The organism is Dictyobacter vulcani, assembly GCF_008974265.1.
GTDB classification, from domain to species: domain Bacteria; phylum Chloroflexota; class Ktedonobacteria; order Ktedonobacterales; family Ktedonobacteraceae; genus Dictyobacter; species Dictyobacter vulcani.
Map to the genome: position 1 here is coordinate 2,783,245 of NZ_BKZW01000001.1, position 25,384 is coordinate 2,808,628.

The 25,384-nt window shown below is 50.5% G+C and carries 21 protein-coding genes; 5 read left to right on the forward strand and 16 right to left on the reverse strand.

Annotated features, from left to right (window positions below; genetic code table 11):
* Window positions 1-189: 189 nt before the first annotated feature.
* Complete coding sequence (lgt, locus tag KDW_RS11710) at window positions 190-1,443, reverse strand: prolipoprotein diacylglyceryl transferase (protein WP_151756119.1); 1,254 nt, start codon at window positions 1,441-1,443, stop codon at window positions 190-192.
* A gap of 462 nt (window positions 1,444-1,905) precedes the next feature.
* Here lgt and KDW_RS11715 point away from each other — a divergent pair, with 462 nt between their 5' ends.
* A complete protein-coding gene (locus KDW_RS11715; RefSeq protein ID WP_162005156.1) occupies window positions 1,906-3,411 on the forward strand; it encodes an MFS transporter in 1,506 nt (501 codons plus the stop codon).
* Here KDW_RS11715 and KDW_RS11720 read toward each other — a convergent pair.
* The 4 genes from KDW_RS11720 to KDW_RS11730 all read right to left on the reverse strand — a co-directional run bounded on the left by KDW_RS11720 (window position 3,404) and on the right by KDW_RS11730 (window position 5,888).
* Entirely contained in the window at window positions 3,404-4,243 is an 840-nt protein-coding gene (locus KDW_RS11720; RefSeq protein ID WP_151756121.1) for an XdhC family protein, read from the reverse strand. The genes KDW_RS11715 and KDW_RS11720 overlap by 8 nt on opposite strands.
* A 250-nt stretch (window positions 4,244-4,493) precedes the next feature.
* Window positions 4,494-4,601 carry a hypothetical protein gene (locus KDW_RS35860; RefSeq protein WP_371876253.1) on the reverse strand — a complete coding sequence of 36 codons (108 nt, stop codon included), beginning with the start codon at window positions 4,599-4,601 and terminating at the stop codon, window positions 4,494-4,496.
* Window positions 4,559-4,849 carry a protealysin inhibitor emfourin gene (locus KDW_RS11725; RefSeq protein WP_503826627.1) on the reverse strand — a complete coding sequence of 97 codons (291 nt, stop codon included), beginning with the start codon at window positions 4,847-4,849 and terminating at the stop codon, window positions 4,559-4,561. Before KDW_RS11725 ends, KDW_RS35860 begins: the two co-directional genes overlap by 43 nt.
* Window positions 4,797-5,888 (reverse strand): M4 family metallopeptidase, encoded by a 1,092-nt coding sequence (locus KDW_RS11730; protein ID WP_151756123.1) that lies wholly within the window; start codon window positions 5,886-5,888, stop codon window positions 4,797-4,799. Before KDW_RS11730 ends, KDW_RS11725 begins: the two co-directional genes overlap by 53 nt.
* Window positions 5,889-6,445: 557 nt before the next feature.
* Between KDW_RS11730 and KDW_RS11735 the strand changes: the two genes are divergently transcribed.
* Together KDW_RS11735 and KDW_RS11740 are read left to right on the forward strand one after the other, a co-directional pair.
* On the forward strand, window positions 6,446-7,249 hold the full coding sequence (locus KDW_RS11735; RefSeq protein ID WP_151756124.1) for a hypothetical protein: 804 nt from the start codon (window positions 6,446-6,448) through the stop codon (window positions 7,247-7,249).
* Between the two features lie 80 nt (window positions 7,250-7,329).
* The gene (locus KDW_RS11740) at window positions 7,330-7,533 is read left to right on the forward strand and encodes a hypothetical protein (protein ID WP_151756125.1); all 204 of its coding nucleotides are present in this window, start codon (window positions 7,330-7,332) and stop codon (window positions 7,531-7,533) included.
* A 52-nt stretch (window positions 7,534-7,585) separates the two neighbouring features.
* Here the strand turns inward: KDW_RS11740 and KDW_RS11745 are convergent, their stop codons facing one another.
* From KDW_RS11745 to KDW_RS11770, 6 genes are all read right to left on the reverse strand, one after another.
* Window positions 7,586-9,154: a DUF4129 domain-containing protein gene (locus KDW_RS11745; RefSeq protein ID WP_151756126.1), complete on the reverse strand. Its 1,569-nt coding sequence runs from the start codon at window positions 9,152-9,154 to the stop codon at window positions 7,586-7,588.
* Window positions 9,078-10,508 (reverse strand): DUF58 domain-containing protein, encoded by a 1,431-nt coding sequence (locus KDW_RS11750; RefSeq protein WP_151756127.1) that lies wholly within the window; start codon window positions 10,506-10,508, stop codon window positions 9,078-9,080. The genes KDW_RS11745 and KDW_RS11750 overlap by 77 nt, the downstream gene beginning before the upstream one ends.
* 6 nt (window positions 10,509-10,514) lie before the next feature.
* A complete protein-coding gene (locus KDW_RS11755; RefSeq protein WP_151756128.1) occupies window positions 10,515-11,507 on the reverse strand; it encodes an AAA family ATPase in 993 nt (330 codons plus the stop codon).
* Between the two features lie 230 nt (window positions 11,508-11,737).
* Entirely contained in the window at window positions 11,738-12,322 is a 585-nt protein-coding gene (locus KDW_RS11760) for a hypothetical protein (protein ID WP_151756129.1), read from the reverse strand.
* A gap of 193 nt (window positions 12,323-12,515) precedes the next feature.
* Window positions 12,516-12,884 carry an alpha/beta fold hydrolase gene (locus KDW_RS11765; protein WP_162005157.1) on the reverse strand — a complete coding sequence of 123 codons (369 nt, stop codon included), beginning with the start codon at window positions 12,882-12,884 and terminating at the stop codon, window positions 12,516-12,518.
* A complete protein-coding gene (locus KDW_RS11770; protein ID WP_151756131.1) occupies window positions 12,881-13,393 on the reverse strand; it encodes an alpha/beta fold hydrolase in 513 nt (170 codons plus the stop codon). Before KDW_RS11770 ends, KDW_RS11765 begins: the two co-directional genes overlap by 4 nt.
* A gap of 377 nt (window positions 13,394-13,770) precedes the next feature.
* On the opposite strand from KDW_RS11770, the gene KDW_RS11775 reads away from it, so the two are divergent.
* The gene (locus KDW_RS11775) at window positions 13,771-15,567 is read left to right on the forward strand and encodes a hypothetical protein (protein WP_151756132.1); all 1,797 of its coding nucleotides are present in this window, start codon (window positions 13,771-13,773) and stop codon (window positions 15,565-15,567) included.
* Between the two features lie 77 nt (window positions 15,568-15,644).
* Here KDW_RS11775 and eno read toward each other — a convergent pair whose 3' ends face one another.
* From eno to KDW_RS11790, 3 genes are all read right to left on the reverse strand, one after another.
* The gene (eno, locus tag KDW_RS11780) at window positions 15,645-16,970 is read right to left on the reverse strand and encodes a phosphopyruvate hydratase (protein ID WP_151756133.1); all 1,326 of its coding nucleotides are present in this window, start codon (window positions 16,968-16,970) and stop codon (window positions 15,645-15,647) included.
* Between the two features lie 170 nt (window positions 16,971-17,140).
* Window positions 17,141-18,256, reverse strand: coding sequence for a histidinol-phosphate transaminase (gene hisC, locus KDW_RS11785; protein ID WP_151756134.1), 1,116 nt, complete (start codon window positions 18,254-18,256; stop codon window positions 17,141-17,143).
* An 8-nt stretch (window positions 18,257-18,264) separates the two neighbouring features.
* Window positions 18,265-19,425, reverse strand: a complete 1,161-nt coding sequence (locus KDW_RS11790; RefSeq protein WP_151756135.1) for a hypothetical protein — start codon at window positions 19,423-19,425, stop codon at window positions 18,265-18,267.
* Window positions 19,426-20,211: 786 nt separating this feature from the next.
* Between KDW_RS11790 and KDW_RS11795 the strand changes: the two genes are divergently transcribed.
* Window positions 20,212-21,795: an alpha,alpha-trehalose-phosphate synthase (UDP-forming) gene (locus KDW_RS11795; protein WP_151756136.1), complete on the forward strand. Its 1,584-nt coding sequence runs from the start codon at window positions 20,212-20,214 to the stop codon at window positions 21,793-21,795.
* A 140-nt stretch (window positions 21,796-21,935) separates the two neighbouring features.
* On the opposite strand, the gene otsB is transcribed toward KDW_RS11795, so the two are convergent.
* On the reverse strand, window positions 21,936-22,745 hold the full coding sequence (gene otsB / locus KDW_RS11800; protein WP_151756137.1) for a trehalose-phosphatase: 810 nt from the start codon (window positions 22,743-22,745) through the stop codon (window positions 21,936-21,938).
* A gap of 219 nt (window positions 22,746-22,964) precedes the next feature.
* The gene (locus tag KDW_RS11805; protein ID WP_151756138.1) at window positions 22,965-25,139 is read right to left on the reverse strand and encodes an amylo-alpha-1,6-glucosidase; all 2,175 of its coding nucleotides are present in this window, start codon (window positions 25,137-25,139) and stop codon (window positions 22,965-22,967) included.
* Window positions 25,140-25,384 lie beyond the last annotated feature (245 nt).

Genomic DNA, 25,384 nt, shown 5'->3' on the forward strand with positions numbered 1-25,384 from the left:
ACGACCGGAAACATCGTGAGGTGAGATGTATCTTTATATGCCATAATTCTCCATGTGTTTGCACTCACATGATTGAATTGTGTCACAGAAAAAGAAATCAAGGTGTTAATCAGATAGAGCGATATAAAACGCAGAAGGACTCGTTGGATAGTCATTATCCTTCGAGTCCTCTGTTGGTTTCGAGCGTACTCAGGCTTTTTGAGGAGTTTCTTTATCCTTTGGGACGGCTGGAAGATCATTAACATCCACGGCTTCGTCAGTCTCCGCAGGCTTTTCAACGTCCTGATCTGCAACGGTGGCAGTTGGAGTTTCCTCTGTTGCCAGCGTTTCAGGGGTTGAAGTTGTTTCGGAGGTAGTGGATTCCTGATTGGTGTCCGCCACTTCCTCATGGCTGACGGCCTGATCAGCAACCGTCTCGGTGCTATCTGTTTCCTCAGCTGCGGCGGGCTCTTCTGGAGTTACTGCTGTTTCACTGGCTGGTATCTCACTTGTTTCCTCGGTAAGTACTTTGGTCTCCAGCTCAGTTTGAGGCTTTTGTGGAATACCATAGGTAGCAGCAACCTCGCCAACTGGTACTGGCGTGGATCTACGCAAGACCCAGTAGGTTAGAGGGAGGAGCAAGATAAAGACGATCAGCGAGGTCCATTGGGCCTGTTTCAGAACATTAATACCCAGGAAGCTAACGATATCATTGGCGCGCGTAAAGAAGATCAAGAACTGCGAAATGGTATAGCTGAACAGGTAGACGAGCATCAGGATACCTGGACGGCGTACTCTTTTTGCCAGATAGAGCATGAGGCCCAGCACGAACAGATTGATCAGCAGTTCATAGCCAGCGGCCGGTTGTACCGGTACATTACAGGTATCAGGATTCAGGCAGGCCCAGCTATGAGGATTCTGATAGACGGTTGCCCAGGGGAGTGTGGTGGGATAGCCGATGATGTCGCCGTTGATCAGGTTGCCGATACGGCCAAAGATCTGGCCTGCGGCTCCGAAGAGTACGCCCGCATCAATCAACACCAGCGGATTGATACGCTCAACTCTGGCGCGCCAGATCAAGGTAGGAATCACCAGGAAAATAGCGCCATAGAAGGCCATACCACCTTCCCAGGTCGCCAGGATACGCTGCGGCTGTAAAAGATAGCCCTGAACAAGATTGGGCTGTTGAATGACAAAATAAAGTCGTCCACCGATAAGTCCAGCTGCAATACACCACCAGAGGATGCGATAGACCATATCCTGGTCAATGCCCTTACGAGTTGTGTAGCCTTTGATAACCCATAGTCCAACCATGATCGCAACCACATACATCAGTCCATACCAGCGAACCGCCAGCCATGGTCCCAGTTGTACGAGGATGGGATCGATATCAATGTAAATATATGGCGGGCCAATATGTAGCCAGCCTCCGCTCAACCGATAAGCCAGTGGGAGAGTAATCATCTTTAACTCCAATAAAAAAACACTTCTTTAGCGCTTAATGTGTATGATAGTATGCATTGCTAATACATGCAAGGGGGCAATCTGGAGAAGTAGATTTTCACTGCTCTGTTTATCTACGAATTCATTGTCCAGGGATCCCATTTTTTGGGCTGCGATAGTTGTAATAGTACAAATGACACTGTTGCGAGAATGTTTACCTATGTTATTTTTTAGGTGGTGCCATGTGTATATATTTGCCTGACGCCTCGCGCCTGCGGCGCTCGCTTTATTTTGTGAGTGTGGTGAGCTTGTTGGGCGAGCGCGCTCGCCCAACAAGCTCACCACACTCACAAGAAGGTAATGAAAAGTGGCGCGTATAGGGTTAGCCAGACGTTCCGTTGGGGGATGGGGATATGGTTAGAGATTGCCTGGGATGGATTGAATAGATGCGTAGATAAGACTCAGGGAAGGGGCCATTGGAGTATGACTATGGTAGATCAAGGGGGAGAGACAGTTTCTCCTGCAGAGGATTCTGGGCTGGCGTCGGGGAAATTGCATTGGGGTCAGATTGTTGCGATTAGCATCTTCTGGTTTGCCTTGAATTTCCACTGGGCGGCTATTGGTACGATTATTTTGCCGAGCCAGGTATTTAAGCTGGTTGGACAGCTACATCAAGGTGAGGCTCTGGCATATATTCTGGTACCGGGTGCCTTTATTGCTCTGGCCACTAATCCGCTCTGGGGCGTGGCCAGCGATCATACGCGTGGCTGGCTGGCGCGTTGGGGCAGAAGGCGTCCCTATATTTTGCTCGGAACACTGCTCAATGTGGCTGGCTTGATCTGGATGGCTATGGCTCCCAATATTCCTTCGCTGGCCCTGGCCTATATGCTGGTGCAGTTTGCCAGCAATATGGCTCAGGCTCCTTTCCACGCACTCCTACCAGATATTGTGCCAACCAATCAGCGTGGTCTGGCTTCTGGCATTATGGGATTTCTCTTATTGATGGGCAATATCGGGGGCGTGATCGCGGCCGGTATGTTTGTGAATGCCTCATTGCCGCTGGCGCAATATCAACACAATCTCTGGATAATCTATACCATGATTATCGTGGTACTGCTCGTCTTTATGTTGATTACGATTCTAGTGGTAAAAGAGCGTAATACTACTCATGAAGACGTACCAGTCAAAGAAGCAGTAGCTGGACATATTCTGCCGCGCTGGTTGACTAACTCACGGCTAATGACGATTGCCGGAACACTGCTGGTCGCGCTGGTGGTCTGGGGACTGGTTGTCGTCTGGAATATGCAGGGTCTTGCTGGCATAAAGATCAGTAATGACGGTTTACAAGTCCTGCTGGAAATGGTGGCGACAGTTGGTATTCTGCGCCTGTTCGACTTTAATCCGCGACGCGATCCCGATTTTGCCTGGGTCTTATTTACGCGCTTCTTAATGATGATGGGCATCTACACGATCCAGACCTTTTTACAGTTTTATATGCGCGACGTGGTCCAGGCTCCTCATCCTGAGCAGCAGACCAGCAACTTCGCGATTGTGGTGGCTTTAACCAGCCTGGTCAGTGCTCTGACCGCTGGCTGGCTATCTGATCGCTATGGGCGTAAGTTGATGGTCTATTTCTCTGGTGGTTTTATGGCCGCCGTGGGGCTGGTCTTTGTGGTGACGCATTCGCTGCTGATCGTGATGATTGCTGGAGCCGTCTTTGGTCTGGGCTATGGTGCCTATCAGAGTGTCGACTGGGCCCTGGTTGCCGACACTCTGCCATCCAAACAAAACTTCGCTCGTGATATGGGTGTCTGGAATATCTCGCTCGCGGTACCCCAGATCCTGGCCCCGGTTCTGGGTGGACCTTTGCTTGATAGCTTTGCCCGTAGTGGCAATCCCGTTCAGGGCTACCAGATCTTATTTGTGATGGCTATCGTGTATTGTATTCTGGGTACCGTCACCATTCGCTACATCCGTGGCGTCAGCTAGCTCCATCTCGAAGCGTTTCTGTCAGGAGATGATGCATGGTTTTGAGAGGAGCGCCGCTGGCATTTTTGCGCAGCATGATGATTTCGGCGGCGATACTCAGGGCAATTTCATCGGGAGTTTCAGCACCCAGGTCGAGTCCGATGGGAGCGTGAACCTGTGCGAGGCGCTCCTGTGGGATACCTTCATCGAGTAACTCGCGGAAGATCCGTTTGACTTTGCTGGGACTGCCAATCATGCCAATGTATGCGGCTCTGGTAGCGAGGGCCGCCCGGAGCGCATCTTTGTCGAGATTATGGCCACGGGTCACGATCACGATCCAGGAGGCTTCGTCAGGCTCAAGGGTGCGGATCGTTCCGGGGATATCGCCAAAGTTAATGGTGACCTGAGGATCAAAGGCTTTCGCTTCGGCGAGGTCGCGGCGATCATCGACCACGATGATGCGGAAATCGAGTCTGGCGGTGAGGTGAGATAAGGCCTGCGCGACATAGCCAGCGCCAGCAATAATCAGGCGTGGTTCGGGCCGTAAAATTTCAAAGAAAACTTCCAGCGTGGCACCACAACTCCCTACGGCCTCGCCTTTATCCGCATCCAGATGGATATGGGCCGAGGCAGGCTGGCCGGCCTGTAATATTTTCAATGCTTCCTGAGCTACTTTGCCATCGGTTTGTGGGCCAGCGAAACTGCCATACATTGAGCCATCCATGTGCACCAGGGCTTTACTACCAATGGGACAGGGGGCCGCCCCCATGGTTTTGACGACGGTGGCAATGACTACTTTTTCGCCGTGAGCCAGAGCGTTTTGGATCTCATTATAAATAGTTATTGTACCCATGGTTATCCCTTCGCTTACTCGCGAGTATTCATAGATTGAGTATTGTACTGTGAACCTCAATTATATGACATGGGAGACACAATTGTGCATGTACACAGCGGAGGAGCTTGCGGGGGGACGGTGGTTGCTTTCGCTTACGCCGACAGGTTGCAGCGACAAGCGCTGCCGCTACACGGCTTGGATGAGAGGCCCGATTAAGGGTCGGGCCTCTCAATGAAGTCTGGGTTATGCTGGGAGCAGATGCTGGTGTTTAAGAGGTATGCTGCTGTACAAATGACATCAGGGCCTGCAGTTGAGGATCGGTGATTGGATCGTTCAATTGGATGGTATGGCGCTGGCCATTATCCCCGATGGTGATGCGATAGGTACGATAATCCGCACCACGTGGGGGGTGGCTGGTACAGCGGGCAGGGCAAAAAAGTTAGCGGCCTGCACAAGGTGCTTGAGCTCGTCGGCGTCCTGGGCCGAGAGTGAGACACTATCCAGCTTTTTGGGTTTGGCCAGGGCTGGAATCTGGGCGAAGCCTCCCTCAATTTGCATCTGGATCTGCATCTTAATACTCCCGGACCATGGCTGGAATCTGTACTCCAACCTGTGACCAGGCATCACGGACGGCAGATAACTCAGGGCTATTTGAGCCAAAGATCCGCTCAGCGTTGGTGAGTGTCAGGCGGGCAAACATGCGGAAGGTTGCGGTCGGGCGCAGGCGTGGATCGCGCAGGGTCTCGTACCAGATGCGGCCCGTTTTCTCCCAGGCAAAGCCGCCGATGGCGGTCGCGGCCAGGTAGAAGGCATGATTGGGGATACCCGAGTTGATATGCACGCCACCATTATCCTCAACGGTCTGTACAAAATGATCCATATGTGAAGGCTGTGGATCACGGCCCAGCAGGGGATCATCATATGCTTGACCCGGGGCACGCATCGAGCGTAGTGCCTCGCCATGAACTTTCTGTGTGAACAGGCCATGACCAATCAGCCAGTCGGCCTGATCAGCGGTCTGATGGTTCGCATATTGTTTGACCAGAGAGCCGAAGACGTCTGAGATGGATTCATTGAGGGCCCCGGACTGTCCGACGTATGCCAGTTTACACTCATCTTCGGTTACACCATGCGTCATTTCATGTCCAACGACATCGACGGCACAGGTGAAGCGATTGAAAAGCTGACCATCGCCATCGCCGAAGATCATGCACTCGCCATTCCAGAAGGCGTTATTATACAGCGTGCCATAATGTACCGATGCATCGAGGCGCATACCAGCATCATCGATTGAATTACGGCCAAAGACCTGGAGATAGAATGCATGGGTCCAACCCATGGCATCGTAAGCCTCATTGACGGCAATATCCTGCGTAGGAACCTGTCCCTCACCACGTACCTGATCGCCCGGCAGTGCTAACTGGCCATGGACATCATAGATCGTGCGATAAAGAGCTTTATCCGTGGAAAGCGCAGACTGTGCACCAGCATACTTGCTGCTGAGCAGTCCCTGAGCCATACGAATAGTACGGATAGAATGATCATGGCCCAGCATTTGCAAAGCCATCGTGCGCTGTTCTTGAGTACCATGTTGTGCCAGAGAGGTCAACATGTGCGGTGGGAGAATATAAAAAACTGAACCATGAGATGTCGAATGTCTCATTATAGTGTCTCCTTTTATCTCACAACATCTTCTAACCAGGGCATCCGCTAGTTAACACTATGTGTACTGCAAAATCCTGTCACGCGCAAAGACAACACATAAGAAGTTGTATGTGTTGTCAGCCCGGCTCGGAAAAATCTTCTGCTGACATGTACCGGTTCGCTCCAGATTTTGATTTATACAATACGAGAAGCTCTGGCACCTCCCAGGGTACTCAAGTAATTCTTGAGCTACACTGATCGATGATATGTAACATCCTATGAAGGCCGCATACATATGCTTCTACTACAAGTATAACTGTGACGCAATAAAATTTCTGTCTCATTGCCATTATAAATAGGAGACAAAAATCCTTAAATTACCCTCTCTGGTAAACAAATATGTTTAGCAATAAGCCAGGCCATCCATAAAAAGATCTCTCTTGCTTACTACCATTTTTCAATTCCCAAAAAAGAATAGCCATGTGTAGTTGGAACTCAAAGATACGTTCTGATACTTGACATAATGGGTCACATGTTCTAGAATAATAGAACAAAATTTCTAAAAAGGAGCGATGAATGAGCGATCAAACCAATGGGAAAGTTCAAGAAGAGCAGGCAACAACGCCCCGCATCTTTAATCCCAATGATCACCTGATGCAAATACGATCTGGTCAGACATCCAAGGACTATTTGCCCGTCCAATGGAGGCTTGTATGGTTCCGTTCTGCCTTTCCCCATGGCGTGATCGAGACTGAAATGCTCCATCTGGATATGGACCGCGATACCGAGGAAGAGGCCTTCGCCTGGAACGCGGAACGGCGGCGTAGCGAGAAAGTTATCAAGCAGGCCAAGGGATTCTGTGTGTTCCGTGCGACCGTTCGCGATGGCGTTGGCGGTATGGCTACCGGCACCAAATCGGAGAAGGCCGCCAGCTTTGGGGATTTTATTGAAAAGGCTGAGACCGGCGCGATAGGTCGCGCCCTGGCCGCGTTAGGGTATGGCACACAGTTCACCGGTGATGAGTGGGAAGAAGCCCATCGGATTGTTGATAGTCCTGTTGACCGTCAACCAGTCGCCAGCGCTAACGGGAGTTCCCAGAGTGGTCCCGCTTCCTCGCTGGTCTCAGTACGGCCGAGCGCGAACCCAAACAATGGCTCTGCTCATAACGCACCGGCCACGAATGGGAACCGCCCGGCGGATAATGATACGCCAGCCAGTGCGACCGAGCAACAGCTCTCCAGTATTCGTAAGTTATGTGACCACCTGGGTAAAGTCTTTCCAGAAGATGCCGCCAACATGAGCTTCCTGGGAGCCAAGAAGATGTTGCAGCAATTAACGGCTGAATATAGAGAGTCTAAACAGAACAGTAAAGCTTCCTGACCCTTTTAGTAGTGCACGTATCCCTGGAAGCCTCAAGTACAGTGAGCTTTCCGGGATACTGCGCTAAGAAAGATATTCCCATGATCCCAGCTGAGCTAGAACATGCTCATCAAGCGATGGAACAGAGGTGGTATGAGTTAGTACAGGCTGAGCAGCAAGGTGCTTCGGTTCAGGATCTGGAGCGCAGGTATGAAAGATACTTGCGCGCAGTTGAAGACTACAACCGCCGTTCCATGGGCTATCAGAGCAAACAGCAAAAGCGTAGATTTCCTGGCGTAGCATAAAACAAGGATCCCGCGTGCCAATTCGGTCACGCGGGATCCTTGTTTTATACTGTTAATCTTCACCCCAGCGTGAGGGTTGATAGGGGTGCTTTTGTGTGGGTGCGGATGTATTGACCAGATGGGTTTTCAGGCGTTGCAGCAGGTGTGGAACCCATTGCTTTAGATAGTTCAGGCGTTCGCTGGCCGTTTCTTTCGCGCCATAGCGTTCCTGATTATAGGCCTGTGTGAGTTCGGCTAGAATAGCTGGATCTGATGGTTGTCCACTGGCCTCAGCTGGTAACTTCGCCTGCGCCAGTGCCAGGAGCCGTTTCTGGTATTCAAGTGGGGTTTCCTGTTTTCTATGCTCAAACGCACTACCTTGCTCGGCCATCGCCTGCAGAAAAGCGCGGTAGCGGACCCGTACCGAAGCGGTAGCCAAAGCCTCAGACTCAGTAGTATCTATGCGACGCTGACGGCGTTCCAGACGCCGCTCCTGGCGAATCTGTTGGACATCCAGTCCCTCGCGTATCTCATCCTCATCCGCCAGTGTCTTCTCCACAGCAGCGACACGCCGTTTGCGCATAAAGAAGATGAGCGCCAGCAGTAATGCTACGACGATAGCTATTACCAGCAGATCTAGACTCAAGGTTATGATAGGTGGGATATGGTGCTGGCGATCGAGTGGGGGGAGCAGTTTACTGCGATCGGGCATATGTGTAGGTATAAGAGGGATAACCGGTTTTCCGACCAGATGGGTTAGCTGAGTGAGCAGCCAGTTGAGGATGACGGCGATGGCATAGACAACGATATTAATCACGAATAATAATGCGCTTGCCAGGAGTCCGAACAGCCACCAGAATGGACTGAGCAGCAAGAGCAGTACATCTCCTGGTACAACCTCAAAGGCGATGCTCATCACAATCAGCAGTAACCAGATACTGGTCAGGGCCTTGACCCATTTGTTGCTGCCCTCGCCAGCATAGCTTTGGCCATGCCGTGCCTGTTCTTTGCGCGCCGCTCCAACGCGTGTAAAAGAGAGTGCGATAAAGCCAGACAGGAAAAAGATGGGTAGGTGGTTGAGCACATCATCCAGGACACTATAACCTGCTTCCTGATCCTGGAATAGTGATAATACCAGTACCGCCATCAAGACGCCCAGTCCTATTTTAAAGGCCAGGATCAGTTGCTCTTCGTTAAAGGCAGATCTGGCCCGATCAACACTGCGCTTCCATCCCCCAACTACCAGGATAAGCATGAGTATTATTACATAGGTATTATCAATGGCATACCAATGAGTCAGGCCCAGAATGAGTAGGGCCAGCACAATCGCCAGCGCATCAAACCATGTTACCCGTAAACCCGCGTTATAATCCCACTTCTCCCCGCGGCGTTCGCGACCATAGAAGTCCCAGATAGCCCACCAATGCAGTCCCAGCAAGACTAGCGTAATACTACCGACATCCAGATAATTATAGGAATCGGTAAAGCGCCTGAACAGCAATTGCAGGAACAGGTAGATGGGTTGAGCCTCCATCAAAGCCGAAGCGATAGGCACGGCCAGAAACTCAATCCAATTGGAGGCTATGCGTGCTGGTACCGCTGATGCCGTTTTGTCCGTCCCCGACGGCCTGAATATGCTCACGCCACTGCTCCTTTCCGCCAATATGGTAGGTACTCAGGTTCTCTGTGTCAGGCAACTCTTTGCCCTCCTCCAGTTCACCAGCCAGAATAATATTGACCGCGACGCCATCGCTGCGTCGCTCCTGCAGATACATGATGGTATTCTCGCTCAAGGTATTGAGCGGGCTGACCAGCAGGATCGTCGTACCTTGCTGGAACACAGCATCTTCCAACTCAATCATGCGTTCAATCGGGATATTATAAGCAGGTACCAGACGAGCCATGGTCGTCAGAATCTGTTGATACTGAGTATGGTCGCTGGCAAAAGGAATGCTGATTCCTGGTGGTGAGATGGTTGTCGCATTTGATTTACGGGCGGCTTGCTCATCCTGGGTTTGCTCGGTGTCTACCTCGCTACTAAACGCATGTGTGGCGGTCACCATCGCGCTATTGGTCAAGACTCCAACCATATAGCCCTCATCCAGGCCCCAGATGGCTAGAGAGGCGGCGGCCGAGATACAATATTCCTGCAACTCGAGATCCTTGCCCTTGTGTTCATTTGAATAGGTCCAGGTATCCAGCAGGATCAGCAGGCGGCGCTCGGTGGTAGATTCATAGAGTTTGCTGCGCAATGCACCGACCCGCGCGGTGGCCTTCCAATCGATCCTGCGTGGATCATCGCCTGGCTGATATTCCCGATTGCCCGCAAACCAGAGTGGATCCTCAAGTAATTGCCGGTTCCCAACCTGTTCACCCATCGGAAAGACGGCTGGTAGCCCTAATTCCTCGATGGGAATGATTAAGGGATACACCAGCAGCGTCTCATTGGCAGGTAGCAGCATGTCACGCTCCAACCAACCAAAGGGATCACTACACTGGAGTTGAACAGGACCCATGAGGTGGAAGCCACGGGTCTGACAACGCATGCGATAGCGGCGCGTGACGCGTTGATATGACCAGAGCAGCCAGGTACTGATCAAGGTATCGCGCTTGATTGTTTGCAGGCGGCTGCCATGGTCTCCCTTTACCGTAAGCGTAAGGGGAGGCACAATCGAATTTTCGAGGCGCAGCCAGGGGAGCGGTAAAAACTTGCGATTCTCAATGGTCACTGACAGGGTAACCTGTTCCCCAAAGAACAAATGCGGGCGATCCACGGTCTGGCGCACCAGCAAATGACGCAGCGCATAGCGATACCAGATCTCCGGTACACCGCCCATGAGAAAGGTAAAGGTCGCGGCCAGACCCAGCAGCGGTTGCCGTGTCAGTACGCCAAGAATGATCAATGCTCCGGCCAGATAATACCAGAAATGGTGTTTTTTGAGTATGCGTGCAGGTATGTCAATTGGTGGAAGATGGCTATCTTCTTCTATGTTCATATCCTTTTACCTTGCCGTTGAAGGCGACGCAATCGTCTCAACCGGAACCTCAATCCCCTGTACAACCTCTGTAATAATCTCATGGTTCTTGCGACCACGCATGCGATTACGATTAGTGGTCAGAATACGGTGAGTCAGCACAAAGGGAGCCAGATACTTAATATCATCCGGCTGCACGAAATCGCGACCCTGGATGGCGGCATAGGCTTCACAGGCTCGATAGAGGGCCAGGGTACCACGTGGACTCACCCCTAACTGGATCGCATCGTGCTGGCGCGTAGCACGTACAATTTTCAAGAGATAGCGTTCAACCTCTGGCTGCCACTGTACTGAGCGGATGGCTTTCTGCAAGCCCGCAAACTCGGCCGCACTGACGACCGGTTGCAGTGTATCTAATGGCTCAGCCTGCTTAAAGCGATGCAGGATTTCCTGCTCCTCTTGTTCCTCAGGATAGCCCATCTGCACTTTGAGCAAGAAACGGTCGAGCTGAGCCTCAGGGAGCGGGAACGTGCCCTCAAGCTCAACTGGATTCTGTGTAGCCATAACCAGGAAAGGACGCGGCAACTGCTTGCTATCCCGTTCAACCGTCACCTGGCGTTCAGCCATAGCCTCCAAAAGGGCTGATTGGGTACGTGGAGTAGTCCGATTGATCTCATCCACCAGCAGAATCTGGGCAAAGAGCGGACCATGGCGGAAGACAAACTCATTCTGTTTTTGATCATAATAGCTAACTCCGATAATATCGGTTGGCAACAGATCGGGAGTACCCTGGACGCGCTGGAAGGTTGCTCCTAACGAGCGAGCCAGTGATTTCGCCAGCACCGTTTTACCCATGCCTGGCACATCTTCCAACAACACATGTCCATCGCTTAAAAGCGCCACCAGCAAAAGATCGATAACATCAAGTTTTCCAATGATTACCCGTGCAACATTGCCACGAATCTGCTCAGCATACTGCTGGACCGCAGATAGCGGAGAAGCTATCGTTTGATTTTCCATCCTGTGTCTCTCTCCAATTATGCTGTTATAGCAAAAAACTTCCTGCACTGCTGATGGATAAGGCTACCCATCTCTATTGCTGTTCAGAGATAGGTAGCGTGGCAAGAAGCGTTAAACCTTCATTGCGATCTCAATAACGAGATAACACATTGTTATATTATTACATTATGTTATTTTAACATAAAATTGTGTGAGAGTCCAGAAAAAACTTTACTAGCGGCCAAATACGCTTAATGGCGGCCAGTACGATGCATACGTCGCAACGCCTGCATATAGGCTCCAGTATCATCCTGTAACTTACGCATGCGAGGACTGCGATCGAGGTTACTGGCTGTATCAGCATGCTGCCCTCTTGCAAGTGAGCATAAGCGTGTGATTGTCTGGCCGGTGCGTTGTAAGAGATGGCGAACCGGTGGGATGGCCAGGCAGCCCCAGAAGATGAGGATGACATACCAGCATAGAAAAAGATAGGGACGCTGATCTTTAAAGCATAAATAGCTCAGTGCCGCCAATACCAGGGCATCGAGAGCAAATATAAGATGCTTAAAGGTAAAAATCAGGATCCGGATGAGCCGTGTTTGATGATTCTGCCGGGCTGGCAACGATAATTCCTGCGTGCGTGAGCGGGCGGCAGGAACGGGTTGAGAAAGTTCCTTATCCCAATCTGTATACTGGGTCGCGAATTCATCGGTAACGGGAAATACATCCCAGGGGAGATCATCCGTTTTAATCGGTGGTAGCTGTTGTTGAGTTGGAGGTATATTTTTGTTTGAGTTAATCAGCAAAATTTTCTTGAGGCGAGCCATACGTTCCACAAATCCCTTCCACATTCCATCTATAGCGCGTTGTGCTTTGTTATTCCTGACTCATTATACTAACCAGGAATCAACGATGCAAGTATTATGATGCAAGAATATACTTATGGGGCAAGATATGAGAAGGGAGGATAAAGCAGAGGCCGTCAGGTGGTTATTTTTGCTGACGGCCTCTGCTTTTGGGTTGGTCGGTTTAGCGATTGGTGATGAAGTTTTTGAGTGCGCTGGCAATAGCATCGGGAGCATCGAACAGTGAGAGGTGGCCTGCACCTGGCAGGATGATCAGCTCTGACTGTGGAATTTCGCGATGGAGGCGCTCAGCATATTTTACCGGGATCTGCTCGTCTTTTTCACCCCAGATAATCAGGGTTGGGCGGCCAAGGGTGCGCAGGTCGCTGGAAACGGAATTCAGATAATATGGGACAAGATTGCGCACATGTTGGAAAAGGATCTCTTTGCCGAGTTCGTTGTTCCAGGGTTCAACATAGCTGTTGAGAACATTGGCAAAATCTTTGGGATTGGCGGTGGCATGGGGCAAGGTTGCGCGCAGATCGTTGATCAATGCATCCAGTTCGGTATTGTGGGGGCATCGAAATCGCGGCGCTTCTCCATGTCGGTCAGGGGCCAGTTCTCAGCAAAGGTATGCAGGTAGCAGACAGAGTCAACCAGTACCAGTGCAGCGGTCTCTGGACGCAGTAAGCGGGTGGCGAGCACCTGAGCAACGCCGCCGCCCAGGCCATGTCCGACCAGAACGATATTGGTAAGCTGCAAATCTTTGATCAGATAGGATAAGACATCCGCCTGTCCCCAGATAGATGTATCGGCGGGCCAGGGATATTCCGACTGGCCAAAGCCCAGCATATCAAAGGCATAGACGGCACGATTGACGCCGCCGAGCTGGCCCATGATGCTTTCCCAGCTGAATGCCCCGGCAGGAATATCATGCAGAAGCACGATCGCGCCATCGGTGCCATATTCTGCGCCCTGAACGAGGTAGCTAATGTTATAGTGAACAGAACGTCCTGAGCGCCGTTCGCGTGTGGCCAGGACGTCAGATGTGTTGCTTGCCATAAATCCTCTCTTTAGTTGCGTTCATCTTGACTTGGGATTGGGTGATCACAGACGGGCGAGGATAGGTAAATGATGATCCATGGTTATGGACTATTGTTCGTTACCCTCGTCCACCTGTGGTTACCCTGGTGTCCCTTCATACTATAGCGCATCTGGGGCGTAGCGTACAGGGTTTTGTGTATTTTGTTTGGGTTGGTCAGGCTGTTTTGTGCTGTCACTTGCGGTGATATATCGATATTTGCATTTCAAATTGTACTAATACAGTATATTAATAATTATATATTTAAATGTGTTATACTCACTATAGTTACTTCCAGAACTTTCCATCAAGAAAGAGATTTGTAATTGAGAACATTATAGAATCGAAGGAGATTTGCATGAAGTCCGTTCACGTAAAAGTCGCATTAGCACTGCTGGCTTTTTTATTTACATTACCGGCTGCCGCGCCAGCGCTTGCCAGGCCAGCAACGGCAGTACAACCACAAGCGCAGTCAACCGCTTCGACTTCGATCAACCTGGCTCACCTCGATGCTTTAAGTCAACAGGTCACCATCGGCGGTCAGCAGATGTTGATCATCCATGTTTACTCAGAGTATCCAGATTATAAGTGGGTTGATGCATCTGGAGAAGGTATTGCATGTGTTGATGATGCTGCGCGCGCCGTCGTCGTGTATTTGAATGATTACAAACAGACACATAACGAGCAATCACTCAATAAGGCGCGCGAATTGCTGACGTTTGTCATGCACATGGAGGCAAATGACGGCGAGTTCTATAATTTTATTCAGAAAGACCTCACCATTAATACAGACGGAGCCACAAGCAAAAAGTCGTTTGATTGGTGGGCGATGCGCGCCATGTGGGCGCTTGGCTCTGGCTACAATGTCTTCAAACATGAGGATCCAGCCTTTGCCGAGAAATTGCAGAGTAGCTTTTTGCTGGCTAACACAGCCTTACAGCAGAAAATCGACAGTAAATATGGCTCATACATACTTCTACATGGATATAAAATACCAGCCTGGATCGATGGTTTCGATGCTATGTCGAACGCATTGCTAGGACTGACCGAATTTTACCAGGCCCGGCCATTGAATGTGGTTAAGGACTCGATGCTCAAAGTTGGTCGCGGCCTCGCTGAGTATCAATATGGTTCCAATACACAGTTCCCATTTGGAGCCCACCTGGACTGGAATGGCTCGGTGAGCCTCTGGCATGCCTATGGCAGTGGACAATCTTTTGCTCTGGCCAGGGCTGGAATGCTTCTACATCAGAATGGCTGGATCGCATCGGCAAAACAGGAGGCAGACCAACTATTCACGCACCTGCTGGTTACGGGCATGATTAATCAGATGGCACCAACGCCGGATAAAAATGGCCAGATCGCTTATGGCGTTGATATGTTAACCCAGGGCTTTATGGCCGTCTATCAGGCCACGCATGATCCCAGGTATGCACGCGATGCTGGCATTGCGGCTTCCTGGTTTACCTGCAACAACGATGCTCATTTCGCCATGTATGATCCTGCCCATGGTTATGGATACGATGGTTTAGATGGCACAACCGGAAAAGTCAGTCTGAATTCAGGGGCTGAATCAACTATCGAAGCGTTGATGGCTCTCCAGGTTGTTAATCAAAATCCGGTTGCATTGAGTATGGCAAATGTGAAGACCATTGAGCGTCATACCGCCAGCATCTATGAAGCCGAAGCCAGCAAAATCACGGCTGGCAATCCACAAATCATTACGCCAACCAGTAGCTGGACCGGTGAAGCTTTATACAGCGGACAAATTGTGAAGATGTCTAATAATGATCAGTTGCAGCAAGATCTACAGGTTACGCATGCGGGCAAATATATGCTCTCTGCCGCGCTGGTCAAACCACATACCCTGACGGGGGTACTCGCTCTGGAGATAGGTATCGATGGTCATCATGTCAGCACGATTCGCGTACAGCGTTCACCTGATATTGATTATCTGACCCTGGTAGGTGCGGAGCATCCATTCTCCTTGAGCACAGGTAAACATACGCTTACGGTCACCCTCAAGGGAGAAGCTAACGCATCTCTGGTGGTGGATAACTTTGTGTTGCAGCCGCTGAAAGAATTTGCTGTTTTTCAAATGCCGAACGGTAGCCATTTCACCCTGATGCATGATCTGACCGGGGATAGAGATTAGCTAGTAAACGTATAAGAAGAGGCCACAGCCTACTCTGATATGAGAGTGCTGTGGCCTCTTGTATGTTTGCTAGCTAATCAGGCTTTGTCGTAGAGGCTGGGGACGTTGTAGAAGGCGCTGTAGCCGGCGTAGCGGGCGGTTTCGGCTCCTAGTTCGTCTTCGATGACGAGGAGGCGGTTGTACTTGGCCACGCGTTCGCTGCGGGCGGGTGCACCAGTTTTGATCTGGCCAGCATTGGTGGCTACGACAAGATCGGCGATGGTGGTGTCTTCGGTTTCACCAGAGCGATGAGAGATGACGGCGGTAAATTGCGCCCGCTTGGCCATCTCGATGGCTTCCATGGTCTCGGTCAGGCTACCAATCTGGTTGAGTTTGATCAGGATCGAGTTGGCTGACTGTTCTTTGATGCCGCGTTTCAGGCGCTCGGTGTTGGTGACAAAAAGATCATCGCCAACGATCTGGATGCGGTTGCCCACGCGCTGGCGGAATAATGACCAGCCTTCCCAGTCATCTTCAGCGAGACCATCTTCGATGGTGATCAGAGGATACTCATGGATCCATTTCTCGTAGAGATCAATCAGTTCTTTGGAAGATAAGGTGCGGCCTTCACGTGCCAGTTCATATTTGCCGTGCTGATAGAGCTCGGTGGCGGCGGCATCCATACCCAGATAAATATCTTTGCCAGGCTTGTAGCCAGCGGTCTCGATCGCGGCGACCAGGACCTCTAAAGCGGCGCGGTTATCGCCGAGAGAAGGGGCGAAGCCGCCTTCATCACCAACGTTGGTGTTGAGTTTTTTGTCGTGGAGTACCTTTTTCAGGGCCTGGTAGACTTCAGCACCCATGCGTAAGGCATCCCGGAACGAAGGAGCACCAACTGGAAGCACCATATATTCCTGGAAATCGGTGGAATTGTCGGCATGCTTACCGCCATTGAGAATATTCATCATCGGGACGGGCAATGTGCGTGCGGCGACGCCACCAAGATAGCGGTAGAGGGGCTGGTGCTGGGCCAGCGCGGCTGCGCGCGCCACTGCCAGTGAGGCACCCAGGATGGCATTCGCACCCAGTTTGGCTTTATTCGGAGTGCCGTCAAGCGCAATCATCACCTCATCAATCGTGGTCTGATCGGTCGCATCCAGGCCTACCAATGCATCTTCAATGACATCCTGAACGTTGGCTACTGCATTAAGGACACCTTTGCCGCCATAGCGACTCTTATCGCCATCGCGTAGCTCAACCGCCTCATGCGCGCCAGTTGATGCGCCCGAAGGCACAGCCGCGGTACCCTGTGCGCCACCCATCAAAAGCACATCAACCTGGACAGTTGGATTGCCGCGTGAATCCAGTATCTCGCGGGCAGTAACAGCTTCAATGGTCGTAAGATCATCTGTATTGTATGGCATAAATAGAAGTTCCTCCACAAAACCAATATGTGCACACTATGTGAGCCAGCCAGAAAATTCTGATGGTATAAGGTTCAATACGTTTTGCACATCCTTGCGGGGCTATTGTACATCGTGGGGCGGGAATTGGGCAAGGGGAGAAAGCCCCGAGGTGGGGCTTTCTAATCTTTTTATCGCTCTTTATCGATGCTATCCAGGGCTTCGGCAATGATGTCGGTGTGCTCTGGACGTCCCACACTCAGGCGTATGAAGTTGCTCAGGTATGGATGATTAAAGTAGCGAAGCATCACGCCGCGTTGCTCGACGGCCTGTTTGATGCGCTCAATTCTGACTTCCTCGGTATCTACCTCGGTCAGAATAAAATTACCCTGCGAAGGTATCGGGCAGAAGTATGAGCGTTTCGCGAGCATCTTGAAGAGTCGCTCGCGCTCATCTGTCAGCAAGCGTACGTTATTCAGTGTATAATCCAGATTCTTCAATGTTTCGATAGCAGCGATATGGCCAGCCATGTTCACTTCGAAGGGGCACTGTGCGCGTCGCATATACGAGACGATCCACTCTGGGAAGATTCCATAGCCAATGCGTAGACCGGCCAGGCCAGCCCACTTACTGAACGTGCGTAAGACGATCAGATTGCGGTGCTGAGGAACCAGGTGGGCCAGACCTTTGGGATTATCTGAAAACTCCGTGTAAGCCTCATCGACGATTACGATGCGTCCAGTATCCAGCAAGGCCAGAATGTCCTGCTCGCTCACAGGATTACCTGTGGGATTATTGGGGGAGCATAACACAATCATCTTGGTCTCGGGAGTGAGAGCCTTATTGATTGCTTCGACATCGATTTCATAGTCTTCTGCTCGCGGCACTTCCAGTACATACGCGCCACAAAATGTGGTGATAAATGTGTACAGAGAGAATGTCGGTGGACAACAAATGATGTTATCGCCAACGGAAAGGAAGATATGCCAGAGTAGATTGATCAGCTCATTACTACCATGGCTGACCACAATATGGTGGCTATCGATGCCTGTATAATCGGACAGAGCCTTTTTTAAAGCCCGAGAGTCTGTATCGGGATAATTGTTATATGTAAAGTGATTGCCCAGGGCGGCGACCACCTGTGGTGCGGGTCCATAAGGGCTTTCGTTTGCGTTCAGCTTGATCAGCTGATCGACTGGTATTCCTGTTCGTGCACTGAATGCTTCCTGAGACTCACCAGGTATATATTCAGCCAATCGGTCCAATTCTGGGCGCACGTGAACAGGACGAGGGGAATAAGTATACATGGTTTGTCCTATTTTTTAGAGTCGGCGTCCACAAAAATTTGTGCAGGTCGACGAATCAGCGTGCTGCGTGCAGCGGTATTGCCAGTAGAGTTATTATTAAAGAGCGAGCCACTATTGTTATTGCTACCGAACTGCTTGTTCTGCTGAGAGGTAGGCTGCCCTTGCGAGGCATTCGGGCTTTGCTCTGGTGTCTGCTGGATCATATCTAAGCCACGACGTAATGTCATCATATCACGCATAAAGCAAGCGACAGCGGAGGCTGCCGAGCCTTTTTCCTTTGATGTTTCATAGCGACGGGCGGTAGCTTCGCCGGCCGATTGGGCCGCTTCCGCCATTGGGTCGGAGGTTTTAGCTGCGTAAGCATCCTGGAAGATGTCATCCCAGTTGCCCCAACGGCCACGTAGCGGTTTCCAGCCTAACTGGCTATCGCTAATCGTCCGCCATTTTTCTTCCGTGAATTGAATCCAGTCTTCTAATAAACGGTTGAAAGCGGCTACTTGCTGGCGTAACTGCTCTTCCTCTTCCGAGGGCCGTTGTGAGAAGTTCTGTTGCAAGCCATCAGTACTCTGAGGACTTACAAATTCATTATTATATGTATTGTTGCCCGCAGGCTGATAATTCATAGCGGGCTGACCTGGAAATCCATTTGGAGAGAAATCGTGTGCTCCAGGAAAGAAGCCTGAGCCATTAAACGGCTGCATGCCATCCTGCGGCATTTGTCCACCGGGCATACCGAGCATAGGTAGTTCCGTACCTGCAGGTAGCTCGCCAATCACATGGATGCCATTGGCGCCCAGCAAGGGACTCATAATGGTCGTCCCATCCTGTAACATAATACTATCACTCATACCTGAGTTGCCGCCAATCACAATCTCTTCGTGACCGACTGCATCCAGGATGCGCCAGGCCAGGTGTGGATGTTTCATCGACCACCAGACTCGGCGGCCAACAAAGACAGCAGCAAACGTGAAATTTACTACTAGCCAGACAATACCACGCACCGCTAACCAGTTGACGAGCGCAATAACAAGGATGATATACCAGGGGTTATGCTGTCCCGCCTCCTCAATAAAAGTTAATACGGCTGCGACAGTGAGACTGGGATCGCGTAGTGGATTGATAAAATCCAGTATACGCCAATACCATTTCCTACCGGTCGTCTCTTCCAATTTGCGCTCCTCTCATAGTTCTAGGGTCAGATAAAACACATATTTCTCTCTGCTTCTAGCAGGCCAATTCTAGCATGATGCTCTATACAACCGCAAAGTTTTACTCAATAGATAGTAGTTATGGGTTATATCTCTGTAGTATCTAATTAAGAGATACCAGTAAATAATTATATACAATATAATTACTGTTGTGTAAGTATTCGATGTGTGGTGATAACAAGTCAACTAGAGCTCAGATCGCTCTCCATTAATCAAAACGAGTACTTTAAGTTCTCTTACTATAAGTGGGACTATTGTCTCATTGTGTCTTATTGAGAGTAACCGTGACGAGCAATTTTTTCGGTTAAGTGTACGTCTCTATTTATAAAGTGTAATCCAACGTAGCGGCAGTGCATGTTGCCGCTGCCAGGATTGCCGCTACATGCAACAAAAATGAGTCGAAAAATAGCTTTTGATACGTATCATGGATGAATACTCTCTCTGCTAGAGGTTAAGTAAATTCTGGCTATGAGTGCAAAGATAGAAAAGACTGCAGGTGTCGCCCCATATATTGCATAGCAGGCCGTCCTGAGCAGGAGTCTAGGCATTGCGCTTCATTGTATGGTAACATTACACGTGGGGACTTGCATAGCTCCGTTATGCATGATGAGGTTTGTTTGTAGGTCAAACTATGTCAGAGGTACAGAGCTCAAAGAGGTGTTGAATATTTGTCCTGAGCTTGATTTAACCAATCATCCACGGTACCGAAGACAAGAACTGTAAGCACCTGTTAGAAAGGATATACCCATGCCCACGCGGAAGACGACAAAGGCCCCTCCTCCGCAGCTCGTGCATGCCCAGCGTCTGATTATTGCCTCTAATCGAGGTCCAGTTGAATTTCAACTAAAGCAAGATAAGACGCTGAAAGCAAGGCGCGGTGCTGGCGGTATGGTGACGGCACTTATTGATGCCGGAAACCGTATGGAGGTTTCGTGGGTTGCAATGACCATGACCGATGGTGATCGCCTGGCAGTGAAAAAAGCCGAGGAAGAGAATAACGGCATTCTGCAATCACCTATCCCGGGTCAGAAAATGCACCTGCGCTATGTATCTGTTTCGAAGGATGCATATCGTAAACATTACGAAAAGATCAGTAACGAACTACTCTGGTTTCTGCAACACTATATGTATGATCCCACCCAGGAATCTGCCTCGGCGGCCCAATTACAGGATGCCTGGGAGAATGGATACACAGTTGCCAATCAGGCGATCGCGGATGCGGTCTGTGCCGAGATTGAGAGCGAGGACACTGTGCCGGTGGTGATGTTGCAAGACTATCATCTTTATCTGGTACCTCTGATGATTCGGCAGCGCCACCCAACCATTATCATGCAACAGTTTATCCATATTCCATGGCCCGATGTCCGTTGCTGGCACTTCTTGCCCAGCAATATCGCTCAGGCGATCTATAGTGGTCTGGTGGGTAACGACATTATTGGTTTTCAGACCGAGCGAGATGCCCGTAACTTCTTAGAAGGTGCGCGAACCCTGCTTGACGGGGCGGTTGTAGACTTTGAAGAAGGAGCTATCTGGTGGCAGGGTCATCGCACACAGACCAGGTCTTATCCCATTTCTATCTCTGTCTCTGAGGAGCGTCGTGTCGTCCACAGCGCCGCAGGACGACGGGCATCTGAAGAGATGAAGAAACTCCTCTGCGAATACACGATTATGCGTGTTGATCGTGTTGAGCCCACAAAAAATATCATACGCGGTTTTCAAGCCTATGAAGAAGTACTTGAGAAGCATCCTGAACTCCATGGTAAAGTCACATTTCTTGCTTTTCTGGTGCCATCGCGTCAGAGTCTTCCGATGTATCGCCGCTTCGATGGTGATCTGCGTGCATTAATTGAAGAGATTAATAGCAAATACGGGACCGACGACTGGACGCCCATTCAGGCCTTCTTCGGCAATGATCGCGTGCGAGCGCTGGCCGCCATGCAATACTATGATGTTCTCCTCGTCAATCCAATCATCGATGGAATGAATCTGGTGGCAAAGGAAGGTCCAGCCGTTAACCAGACCGATGGAGTCATTGTGTTATCGCGTACCGCTGGAGCATTTCAGCAACTGGCTAAGGGTTCTATTCCCACCTCGCCAACCGATGTCTTTGAAACTGCCCAGGCTCTGTATACAGCATTGACGCTTACACCCGAAGAGCGCCGGCAGAAGTCTACCCTGGCTCGTCAGGCTGTGGAGCGCAGCGACCTGACCGTCTGGATGGCGCGACAGATTGATGATGTCAACGAACTATTAGAGCGTGCCCTTGCCAGTGCACCGGCGCCTCAAAGTGATCCTCTTTCCGGCACACCCATCGCGGCCCATATGGCCTAGTGTGTGTCGTGAAAAGTAGCAGTGCTTGCTTGAACAGGATGTTATAGCGATGCAACTGTAGAGGTACCTGACGGTACCCCTACGATTGCCTCCCTATTGATCGAGGACTATCCCCTGTGGATCAGTGCATCTCCACCAGGCTACACATTGGTTTTGCTAATACTGATGGTCATTTGCCCGAGAAGATCAATCATCTCCTCCACGCCCTGGACAATGGTATCTGCATGTTTAAGCACTGCCGGTGGTGTATCTTGATGTTGGACAGCGATAGCATGAGCAGCGTAGCCATCCTGTCGCAGGCGTTCAATCTCCAGGATCCCATGCAGATCCGTGCGATCATCTCCCGCGAAGATAATTCCCTTTAAATTAAAATGTTCCACGAAGCGGCGTAATGCTTTGCCTTTATTAATGGTCAGTGGTGTCAGTATCTCAACTGCACGTTTCCCTTCGTCGATATGCATATGCAGCCTGGCAGCAGGCTCTTTCAGCGTGTCCAGAATCAGCTGACGAGCCGCTTCAGGATCCTCAGTGAGACGATAGTGGAGCGTGCCGCCAATATTCTTGCGCTGGACAACCAGGCCGGGGAGTTGAGGAACCAATTCTTTCTCGGCCAGATCCATCAATTCCTTGCCAGGCTCTACATAAGGTTCCGCCTCCGGCAGCAACTGGATTGGATGAGTGCTCGGCAAACCATCACACCATTCAAGGCCATGGGTTCCGATGTAGGTTAAACCTTCAATGCTCACAATGCGTGCCACATCCGCGATGGCGCGTCCCGTCAGGACACCTACATGCGCAAATTTGCTGGCTGCGGCTAAATGTTCGGCTGCGCCAGGATAGAGTACAGCTTCATCGGGTGTGGGAGCGATCGAACTTAACGTACCATCTATATCAAATACCAGGCCCAGGGGATGTTGGGTTAAGACAGTTGCGATATCCTTTGATACCATATGCTACTTCTCCATATTCTATGGCTGATGATAAACCTTTAATTATTGTCGTCATTTGCCCTTACTATGTATGATCGGGCTAAAGTTTGTCAATGGAGCTTGATGGCTAAGTCGCTCCTAAAAAAAGCTGCCAGAAGGGTGGTGACAAAAAAGCTGCCAGAAGGATAGTGACAGTTCCCTCTGGCTGCTTTTCTGTTTTGGATGCGATCAGGTTGAGATCTAATAGAGGATGCGCACATCCATTTCATTGTTGCGTCCAATCGAGACATTGGTATGATTGTCCTGGCGGGTGAAATGCAGGTGAACGCGTTGTGAGCCCACATAGAGGCCATTGATCTCCAGGTTTCCCAACCATTCAGGGAGGGTTGGCTGATGGAGTGTCAGGCGCTGCTCAGCCGCATTGGGATGGAGCCCCAGCAGGGATAAGAGCAATGCGACCGGTGCACCAGCGGCCCAGGCCTGCGGTGAACAGGAGACTGGATAGCGCGTGGGACCATAGCCTTCGCGGCGTTCAAAGCCACAGTAGAGCTCAGGCAGGCGGGCATCGGCAAAATGATCGCTGGCGTCAAACAGACTTTTGAGCAATTGACCAGCCTCTTCTTTGCCGCCATAGAGCGAGAAGCCAGTGCCGATCAAGGCCGTATCATGTGGCCAGACAGAGCCATTATGATAACTCAAAGGATTATAGCGAGCGGCCTCAGTGGAAAGGGTACGAATGCCCCAGCCACTAAACATATCCTTGCGCATCAGGCGCTCAATCACCAGTCGCGCTTTATCATCCGGCAGAATACCGGTCCAGAGACACTGTCCTGCATTGGAACTGACCACATCACACGGCTCTTTATGTTCAGCCAGAGCCATATACAGGGTCTGTTCCTTATCCCACCAGAAGTGCTGTAAGAAATTCTCCTGAATAACTTCCGCTTTCTCATTCCAGCGCTGATACTGTACCTGATTGCCAGTCTTGCGTGCCAGATAGCCGGCGGCGCGATACGCGGCATACGCATAGCCCTGAATCTCACTCAGAGCCAGCGGGGTCCGTGAAATGCGGCCATCGCTATGTGACATACTATCCCAGGCATCCTTCCAGCCCTGATTACCCAGTCCGGTTTTCTCGCCACGTTGATACTCCAGAAACGAATCCCCATCCCGATCCCCATATGTACTCATCCATTTGGTGGCCGCCTCAATATGCGACCAATGCTGTTCAAGAAAAGCTTCATCATTTGTCCAGCGCATATAGGCTTCAAACAAAATCAAAAAGAGAGGAGTTGCATCAGCTGTCCCATAATAAGGAATATAAGGAATTTCACGCAGGGCCGCCATTTCACCTTTACGGAACTCATGCAGGATCTTGCCCGGCTCTTCATCGGTGAACGAATCAACCTTTTTGCCCTGGTAAGCAGCCAGGAAAGCCAGGGTGCCGCGTGCCACCTGAGGATAGAGCGGGAGAAACTCCATGGCCGCAATCAGGCCATCACGACCAAAAGGGCAATTAAACCAGGGAATACCAGCATAGGGATAATAACCATAGGGAGTCATGGTGCTTAACATCATGAGATCTTGCGTGCTGCGCTCCAGCAAACGATTAAAAAATGGATTATCCGTGACCACCGTTGGCTGGTCAGTCTCGCGCCAGAGCGTGGCCGCCTGACCGGTCTTTAAGACCTCGGAACTGGACTCATCCATGTGGATCAGTACAGTGATTTCGACGGGAACGCCACGCTGGAGATGCAACTCCCAATCCATCTGATCGGATTGCACCGAGGCGGGTGCTGGAGTCGCCTGGAAGGTGGTCCAGCGCTTAACGTCATCGAGTCCCTGGTAGCCAAGTGTCAGGCCACCGGGATTGAGCACTGCCGGCAACTGGGTACCGCGCTGCTCGCGGACCGTGCCACGCACCTCAAACATATCACTATAATCTGCGCCCACACGCAAACTCAACGTTAATGGCAGATCCACTGTATGGAAACTTGTCACTGTAAAAGTTTGTTTGAGGTAATCCTGTTCCAACGTCATAAAACGATCGATATGAACAATGCCCTGCTCAAGTAATGTATCGGATGTCAATTGCAGTGGCATATTCGTAAGATCAATGTGACAGGCATCACTCATTTGCGATGTTTGATGAGAGAGGGCCACCATTTTTTTGCCCTCTAAAAACAGATTACTGGTGCGCAGAAAACGCGTACCGTGGCGGAATAGTCCCATTTCTTGCCGTGACGAAAGGAGATCTCCACATATATCTAACAGCAAAAAGCTATCACCACATTTGAGCGTAATCGAAGTCGCATTAACCTGTTCTTTTTCTTCAATGAGTTTAATAGCCTCGGATTTGACCTGCTGGTTTTCCTGAGTAGTTGGCAGTGCCATATGCATTTTGTCATCTATCACGATAGTTTCTTCCTACCTATTTTAATAAAAAACCAAATACCCACGTATAGAGCGTGGGTGAAATGTAATTATGGGTAACAGTGGCACGTTGGCTTGTTATATTGGAAGATGAACCACAATGAGGGATGCGACCAAAGGAGATGTAGCATATCCATAAAAAGTGTAGGATGCGCATACATCTTGGGGCGTCTTTGCCTCCCTGATACGGTCATAAATATCAACCGTTTGTGGGTGTACTTCTACCT

Excerpts from the sequence above, each read along its gene's own strand:
- lgt (WP_151756119.1), bottom strand. The coding sequence starts at position 1,443 with ATGATTACTCTCCCACTGGCTTATCGGTTGAGCGGAGGCTGGCTACAT.
- KDW_RS11715 (WP_162005156.1), top strand. The coding sequence starts at position 1,906 with ATGACTATGGTAGATCAAGGGGGAGAGACAGTTTCTCCTGCAGAGGAT.
- KDW_RS11720 (WP_151756121.1), bottom strand. The coding sequence starts at position 4,243 with ATGGGTACAATAACTATTTATAATGAGATCCAAAACGCTCTGGCTCAC.
- KDW_RS11725 (WP_503826627.1), bottom strand. The coding sequence starts at position 4,849 with ATGCCTGGTCACAGGTTGGAGTACAGATTCCAGCCATGGTCCGGGAGT.
- KDW_RS11730 (WP_151756123.1), bottom strand. The coding sequence starts at position 5,888 with ATGAGACATTCGACATCTCATGGTTCAGTTTTTTATATTCTCCCACCG.
- KDW_RS11735 (WP_151756124.1), top strand. The coding sequence starts at position 6,446 with ATGAGCGATCAAACCAATGGGAAAGTTCAAGAAGAGCAGGCAACAACG.
- KDW_RS11740 (WP_151756125.1), top strand. The coding sequence starts at position 7,330 with ATGATCCCAGCTGAGCTAGAACATGCTCATCAAGCGATGGAACAGAGG.
- KDW_RS11750 (WP_151756127.1), bottom strand. The coding sequence starts at position 10,508 with ATGAACATAGAAGAAGATAGCCATCTTCCACCAATTGACATACCTGCA.
- KDW_RS11755 (WP_151756128.1), bottom strand. The coding sequence starts at position 11,507 with ATGGAAAATCAAACGATAGCTTCTCCGCTATCTGCGGTCCAGCAGTAT.
- KDW_RS11770 (WP_151756131.1), bottom strand. The coding sequence starts at position 13,393 with ATGGCAAGCAACACATCTGACGTCCTGGCCACACGCGAACGGCGCTCA.
- KDW_RS11775 (WP_151756132.1), top strand. The coding sequence starts at position 13,771 with ATGAAGTCCGTTCACGTAAAAGTCGCATTAGCACTGCTGGCTTTTTTA.
- eno (WP_151756133.1), bottom strand. The coding sequence starts at position 16,970 with ATGCCATACAATACAGATGATCTTACGACCATTGAAGCTGTTACTGCC.
- hisC (WP_151756134.1), bottom strand. The coding sequence starts at position 18,256 with ATGTATACTTATTCCCCTCGTCCTGTTCACGTGCGCCCAGAATTGGAC.
- KDW_RS11795 (WP_151756136.1), top strand. The coding sequence starts at position 20,212 with ATGCCCACGCGGAAGACGACAAAGGCCCCTCCTCCGCAGCTCGTGCAT.
- otsB (WP_151756137.1), bottom strand. The coding sequence starts at position 22,745 with ATGGTATCAAAGGATATCGCAACTGTCTTAACCCAACATCCCCTGGGC.